6 protein-coding genes are annotated in these 7,132 nt (G+C 32.3%); 1 reads left to right on the top strand and 5 read right to left on the bottom strand.

The annotated features are described in order from the left end of the window. Window positions 1-1,654: 1,654 nt before the first annotated feature. Window positions 1,655-1,891, bottom strand: a complete 237-nt coding sequence (locus tag ABN099_RS18845; RefSeq protein ID WP_156734545.1) for a hypothetical protein — start codon at window positions 1,889-1,891, stop codon at window positions 1,655-1,657. Window positions 1,892-2,182: 291 nt separating this feature from the next. On the opposite strand from ABN099_RS18845, the gene ABN099_RS18840 reads away from it, so the two are divergent. Then, window positions 2,183-4,717: an SIR2 family protein gene (locus ABN099_RS18840; RefSeq protein ID WP_349465922.1), complete on the top strand. Its 2,535-nt coding sequence runs from the start codon at window positions 2,183-2,185 to the stop codon at window positions 4,715-4,717. Between the two features lie 51 nt (window positions 4,718-4,768). Here ABN099_RS18840 and ABN099_RS18835 read toward each other — a convergent pair whose 3' ends face one another. The 4 genes from ABN099_RS18835 to ABN099_RS18820 all read right to left on the bottom strand — a co-directional run bounded on the left by ABN099_RS18835 (window position 4,769) and on the right by ABN099_RS18820 (window position 6,971). Next, a complete protein-coding gene (locus tag ABN099_RS18835; RefSeq protein WP_156734549.1) occupies window positions 4,769-5,035 on the bottom strand; it encodes a type II toxin-antitoxin system RelE family toxin in 267 nt (88 codons plus the stop codon). Further along, the gene (gene relB, locus ABN099_RS18830; RefSeq protein WP_156734551.1) at window positions 5,019-5,243 is read right to left on the bottom strand and encodes a type II toxin-antitoxin system RelB family antitoxin; all 225 of its coding nucleotides are present in this window, start codon (window positions 5,241-5,243) and stop codon (window positions 5,019-5,021) included. Before relB ends, ABN099_RS18835 begins: the two co-directional genes overlap by 17 nt. Window positions 5,244-5,841: 598 nt before the next feature. Continuing rightward, on the bottom strand, window positions 5,842-6,270 hold the full coding sequence (locus tag ABN099_RS18825) for a DNA-binding protein (RefSeq protein ID WP_349465921.1): 429 nt from the start codon (window positions 6,268-6,270) through the stop codon (window positions 5,842-5,844). A 2-nt stretch (window positions 6,271-6,272) separates the two neighbouring features. Next, complete coding sequence (locus ABN099_RS18820) at window positions 6,273-6,971, bottom strand: replication initiation protein (protein ID WP_069368824.1); 699 nt, start codon at window positions 6,969-6,971, stop codon at window positions 6,273-6,275. Window positions 6,972-7,132 lie beyond the last annotated feature (161 nt).

Genomic DNA, 7,132 nt, shown 5'->3' with positions numbered 1-7,132 from the left:
TATTACCGTAAATTTCTATGCCTATTACCGTAAATTTCTATGCCTATTACCGTAAATTTCTATGCCTATTAGGATTTTAATTCTTATAAAACAAAAGGATATACATAGATAAAACAAGATTTAAAAACAAAAAATAATTTAAAACAGAAAAGCCCTGTGGATAAATCAACTCAATCTGTCAGATACATCACGTTTTCCCGTATTCAAAAGGATGTCGCAAACTCTGTTTATTTCTTTTCAAAACATATTCTCAAACCCTGGTAGCTCCCCCGCAATGCGGGGGCATATCGCTGACAGAATTTTTTGTCTCCGACCATCAAGCCACTGAACCGCTGATTCTTCCGTGCAATTAAGTTCGCTACGCTCACGGCTCAATCAGAATAGTGCTGTATGAGCTTATAAGCGACTTTCTTCGCTTGTGACGATGAATTCCATATTCAAGATATAAAAACCACTCCTGATTCGTTCTGTGGCTTTTTATTGCTATAACCGATATTGCAGTAAGATTGTATTTTTCATTCTCAGGCATATTCCCAGAATTTATGCTGCCGTTCAGAAAACGGTTCATGTGACTTTCAAAATCTGTTTTTTCAAAAGAACAGATGCAGAATCAGGAATGAAGGTGGTTAAGAATCAAGCAATCCGCCGCACAGACGTCAACCTTTCACTGGATTTTGATTTCAGATCATTTTAAATCAAAAGGTTATGATGTTTTTGATATCCGATGAATATTGGTATTTACGATGATGAAAGAATTTGAACAGCAAGAATAATGTTATTTAAATTATTATTTATCAAATGGATAAACTAAAGATTGCCGGTTGTAAGACATGCAGCTAAAAGATTGTTCTCTGCAAGGCAACAGGTTCATTACTGAGTTTAAAAACCAATTTTTCATTTTCAGACCAGAACAGGTGCTGGCATTTGTCGGTTTAAACGTTCTAAGTTCAGGTTCGACGTCTACTCCATAGTTCTGAGATTGTATTAATCAAAATGGCAAAAACCCCGAACAGGATATTCATCTCCATTCAGGGCAGTCTACAAACGTTGCAATTTGATTTTGTCTCTCTTCATTCTTGACGTCAATACTAATCCATCAGGAATTTCACCCAGTTAATCACCGGTACAAACTACGTCGCCTTCGGCTCACAGTACCCCCTGTAAACCGGAAAATGACAAGGTTATTAACCCAGCCTAAAACCCTGTCTGGTCATAAACTAATTATACCGTAACTACCCTAGTAGTGACTTAATACAGCCAATACATTAAGTCGTCACTAGGGTCTTGGTGACTTAATAACGTTATGCATTAAGTCACCATTAGGGTTTTGGTGACTTAATGTCTTTGATAATTTTTAAAACAAACATCTCTGATGAAAAAGTCTGGTTTTCATCAAAAAGACGAGGATAAGTGTGCGGTTGTTTTTTAGCCGGAATATCTTGTATGTATCAACCTTTCGCTGAAAATACATTAAACCAGACTGTAAGCTAATGATTAAAAATCAATTAATTGCGATTAATTTTCGTTTTTTTGTATCCAAATTTAACGATTTTCCGCATGTGTTTATCAGGAGTAAAATTTATAAAAATATTAATTATCAATTATTTATAATTTGAAAGGTTGATTAAGGGATTCAAAAATCAATCTTTCATTGTCAAAATGAATCTGGTTCACTAACTGATAACCACGGATTCAACAGTTCTTTCACGCAATGCTGACATAAATCCAGCTTCAAGTTATTTCCATCACCGAAGGTAGATCCAAAACCAGCCTGCCGATCAATCGACAGAAATTCATGAAATTCAGGATCGTCTTTTTCAGCGTGCAAATGACATCTGTCACAATATTTGGCGGAAATAATGATAACTTCGTGCGCAGTGAAAAATTGCATATGACCTCTATTTGATGTCAGTGTAATCTCTATTCAATATAACTATGTTATTGTTTTTTTTTTAATAATATCCATCTGATATCTAGTAATTGATGCACATTTCCAACATATTTTGCTGTATTTTTCACTTAGTTTATCTACAGTATTTATGGTTTTCCTACTCTAACTACGAGAGTAGCCTATTCAGGAACAGAAAGCGCCAGGCTACAATAAGCGTTTTATGGGATATTTTTGTATGTAATTAATATTTTTTTAAAAATATCATTTTTAATTTAATTAATGGATTGTGAAATGGAAAATAGTGAACTGATGAAACTTAAATCACTTATTGGTACTCAGTTAGAAAGTGATTTAGATTTAGATAAAATTGAAAGATTAATTTTAAATGGAAATGCTATTTTATTTGTAGGGGCTGGTTTTTCGTTAGAGTCTATTAATGTTGATGGTTATAAATTGCCATTGGCAAAAGATTTGGCAAAGATAATTTCAAAAGAAAATTCTAGATATTTTCAAAGCATAGGAGCTGATGAAAATTATATTAATCAGGTGGAAAATTGTGATGACCTAATGATTAGCTCTGATATCTTTTTAAAAGAAGTACCACAAAAAAATAATTTATTAAATATTTTAAAAAGAACTTTTTCCGTTAAAGAAGTAACTGATGAACAAGTGTCTATCTGTAAAAATAGTTGGAGAAAAATATATACAACAAATTATGATAATGCAATTGAATTAGCTAGCTTAAAAAGTGGAAAGACTATTACGTCTTTAGATTTAACTGATGATACGGGAAAATATAGAAGACATAAAGATATATGTTTGCATATAAATGGAAAAATAGACGGCGCTAATGAAAGAGATCTAGATAATAAAATAAAATTAACAACATCGTCATACTTATCATCTGACCAATTTTTAAATTCACCATGGTATTCTCAATTTAAGAATGATATAGAGCATTGCAGTGCTATTTTTTTTGTTGGCTATTCAATGTATGATTTAGATGTGCAAAAAATACTCTTTAATAATAAGGAAATTAAAAGTAAAACATTTTTCATAACTAGAGAAAATTCTAGTAAATTTGATAATTATAAGTTATCTATATTTGGTAATATATTAAATATAGGAATTAATGGTTTCTCGAAAATATTAAATGAATTATCAAATGATGGGAAAAAAGAAGTTGAAATTGTTAGTTCTATGGAAATGTATCAGAATCAATTAGATAACTATGAAATAAGAGATTTTGATATATCGAAATTTATGTTATTTGGTAATGTAAGTAACCATTATATTGATCAGTGCACTTTGACAAATGATTATGATCGTAGATTTATCTATAGAAAAGAAATCGAAGAAATAAAAAATAATATTTTATCTGGCGATAATGTTATCATTACAAGTGACTTAGGTAATGGGAAGACGATACTTGTAAAAATATTAATGTCAATAATGACAAGAGTCGGGTTTAATTGTTATTTATATTCAAGTAATGAATATTCTTTTACTAAAGATATTGAGATTTTATCAAATAATAAAAATAAGAATATAATTTTTATTGATAATTACGACAATTCTATTGATGAACTCAAATATATACTTGAACAGTCTCATGAAAATATACAAGTTGTAATTACTGCTCGACATTATGGGTATGAAAATACAAAGGAGCTATTACTTCCGATAGGGCTAAATAAATTTAAAAACTATAATTTGGATTACTTGTTAGATGATGAGGTTGATAGTTTTATCAATATAGTTGATAATTTGGGAGCTTGGGGGGATAAGGCCGGTTTATCTAAGAAGAGAAAGCTACACGGGCTAGATGATGAAGCAAAAAAACAATTGTCAATATTATTGCTTTCAGTATTGGAGTCAGAATCAATAAAAACAAAAATAAATGAGATAACTAATAATATATTTAAAAATAAAGGATATAAGGAAACTATTTTTGCAATTTTATTAATTGATATTATTGGTCATAATATGGACCGTTCTATAATTTCAGATATGGCAATGAATAATGTGATTTTTTCAACTGATTTCATTGAAAATAAAGGAGTTATCAATTTATTTAGAATTGAAAAAGGCTTAATAAAAACAAGGTCAAGTACTCTATCAAGGTTTTTGATTTCAAATCAATTTGAGCCTATGTATATAGCTAATCAATTACTGGAAATAGTTAATAATCTTAATAAGAACAGCTCTGATACTAAAGATAGCAGTTGGCAGAAAATAATAAAGTCTTTATTGAGATTTTCAATCGTTGAAAAGGTATTGCCACAGAAAAGAAGTGCAATTAAATTTTATTATGAAAAACTTAAAGTTATCATTCCTAGGTTGATTAAAGAACCTCATTACTGGGTTCAATATGCAATGTCAGTAATACCATTTAAAGATTATCCAAATGCTTCAATTTACTTGGAAACAGCATATAGTTTAGCAGAGCTTAAAGGTAGTGAATATCACACAAATAACATAAATACCCAGCAAGCAAGGTTGTTTTTTTTAAAAGGGTTAGAATGTAAAGGAGCTGAATCATTTGATCTATTTACTAAAGGCGATTCCTTAATGCAAATAATCCCAAATGACATATTTAAATATAGGCAAATATCTCTTTATATTACTTTTTATGAAAAGGTATATGCTACCTTTAATAAAGGACAAAAAGTTGAATATGAAAGAGCATTAAAGAAAATAATAAAAGACTCGGAAAGTAGAGATCTTGAAAATGGTATCTATAAATCTGGAGATAAATGGATAGAAGAGACTATAGAAAAAATGAACAATATATTAAATATAATAGAAAATAATAGAAAAAAATAGTATTTAACTACAGCGCTCTATAGTCTAAAGAAAGCCCGCATTGCGGGCTAATCATAAATAAACTTCTTTACGGTGCCCTATAGTAGCTGCAAGAATGATAAGCTCATCATCTATTATTTGGCATAGTATCCGATAATCACCAACTCTATAACGCCAGAACTCACCTAGTTCACCTTTGAGTGGTTTGCCTGACTGTCGAGGATCATCTGAAACTGCAATACGTAAATCCATAAAATCTACAATACGACGCGCATTTTGTTTATCCATTTTTCGTAGAGATTTTAACGCCCGTTCAGAATAATTAATCGTCCAGACCAAGAGCTTTCCTCACGTCTTCAGACGAATGAACTAACTCTTCACCGCGACGAATTTTTGCAACGGTTTCAGCGGAAAGGTAGTAGTCTTCCAAATCTTCCAAATGAGTGAGGATAGCTTCTCTCGCATAGAATGTTTTGGTTCTTCCTGTCTGTTTTGCGAGTGACTCCAGACGTGTTTCAATGTCATCAGATAAACGAATAGCTAACATGGCTACCTCTTGATCTACTTTTGCTATACATGTATAGCAAATTATAGTCGAAAACTATGAAAAAGACCAGAAGCACCTTTTTCTGTTAGAAATTAATGTGGTTATATATTACCCGACTTGATTATTTTTAATGCGGCCTCATATGTTCATATTGAGGGCTTTCCTCTTACAAAGAAAGGAGATTACTATGGGTCTTAAACCTGGTCCGAAACCCATCGCAAAATCGACGGGAAAACCAGATCAACGTCGACGCGACAATAAAGATACTCCGGGAAATACTCCTGAGTTAAAACCGAGCAAATCCACAGGTAAGTGAAGCAATCAGGGTATATTATCTATACCCTGACATTAATGAATGAGCGAATAATGTAAGATACAATCCTACAATTTACAAAGCTTGGCGTAAGTTAAATTCAGTATATTGTGTATAATTTAACATAATCGTGCTTAAGCGCACACCCGCTTCTGGTTTCATCCTGAAAACACCCCGAACAGTTCAAAACCGCCTCTTTTCCTGCCGAAAACACACTGTTTTATTGTTACTCATTTGTTATCACAATAGCGGTTTCGGGTTCGCGGTAAAAATCACGCCAACCGGCTATTTTTTCCAGAATGCCCATGATTTTTTGACAGGCTCCGGTGCAACGGGTTCAGGTGTTGTCGGTAGCTTGGATTCAATTAGAAGCATTGCCTGTCGTATGTCATCTAAATTTTTTGAAAGTAGCTCTTTTTCGGCTTTTAAATGTGTATTTTCTTGTTCAAGGAGTTGAAGTTTAGCTTGTAGTGACTGTGTATCATTTTGTGTTTCCGGTTGTAGTTTTGATACACTAGTGATGCTGTCACTGATTGTAGTTGGTAAATTACTTATTTTGCCAAATACTCTAATTAATTCAGATGTTTCAATGGTTTTTTTACCAGTATTCTGATCTGTAGTCGTAGACAGTCTTCCTTGTTTTATATACTTGTGTAGTGTGCTTCTTGCTTTTCCTGTCAGTCTTGCCGCTTCACTGATTGATACCAAAGCCATAATCAATCCTCTAACATCATTTTTATTTGTTGATCTTCTTTGAAGTGAAAGTGTAGTGCAAATACACTCCTGCCTTTTTTTACGGTATCAACTGTTACTGATAGATTGCTTTTTTGGTTTAACTCTTTTATTGCTGGTTTTATTACCCACTGATTAAGTGATTTGAAGGTGGCGTATTTTTTTTCGTCCAAACCTAGCATCGAGCGAAAATCATCAATGCTGATCAATCGATCTCCAATCACTTTAAATTGCATTAATAACTCATATAAACGAATGCTATAGACACTTTTTAGTGTTGATACATTTTTGATCACGATTTTAGTAAATTGACCTTGAAGCTGAGTTAAGTAGGGCATTATGGAGTCAGCAAAAACAATTTCTATTTTTCCCTCACCCTCAAAATATTCTGCTTCTTCTTGGATCCAGCGAATACGTCGTCTTTCATTATTGTTTTGTATATATATCCAACGTTCAGCGAGCTTATCTATAGCTTCTTTTAAATGTCGTTCTGCATTACTTTTTCCCATATCAGGAAATGCTAGATAAAAATCGCCAGATGTAATTTTGAATGTTTTTTGAGGAGTTTTATCCCGAGGGTTTAACTTTCCAATACACATCAATAGCAAGCGCTGTTCCTGTAAAGTTAGTTTGTAACTAGCTTCAATCAACGCATTGGATTTATATGCTATTAGTTCAGACATGTCGCTTCCTACTCAATGGGATAGACAAAAAATTAGTCTATCCCTACATTAAAGGCAAGTCTTTTATTTTATCTATGCCTAATTTGTGAGTATTACCGTAAATTTCTATGCCTATTACCGTAAATTTCTATGCCTATTACCGTAAATTTCTATGCCTATTA

This window comes from Proteus hauseri (assembly GCF_040139125.1).
In the GTDB taxonomy this organism is placed as follows: domain Bacteria; phylum Pseudomonadota; class Gammaproteobacteria; order Enterobacterales; family Enterobacteriaceae; genus Proteus; species Proteus hauseri_B.
This window is presented reverse-complemented; position numbering and strand designations above follow the sequence as displayed.

Coding starts and splice junctions, on each gene's coding strand:
- ABN099_RS18820 (WP_069368824.1), bottom strand. CDS start 6,971: ATGTCTGAACTAATAGCATATAAATCCAATGCGTTGATTGAAGCTAGT.
- ABN099_RS18825 (WP_349465921.1), bottom strand. CDS start 6,270: ATGGCTTTGGTATCAATCAGTGAAGCGGCAAGACTGACAGGAAAAGCA.
- relB (WP_156734551.1), bottom strand. CDS start 5,243: ATGTTAGCTATTCGTTTATCTGATGACATTGAAACACGTCTGGAGTCA.
- ABN099_RS18840 (WP_349465922.1), top strand. CDS start 2,183: ATGGAAAATAGTGAACTGATGAAACTTAAATCACTTATTGGTACTCAG.
- ABN099_RS18845 (WP_156734545.1), bottom strand. CDS start 1,891: ATGCAATTTTTCACTGCGCACGAAGTTATCATTATTTCCGCCAAATAT.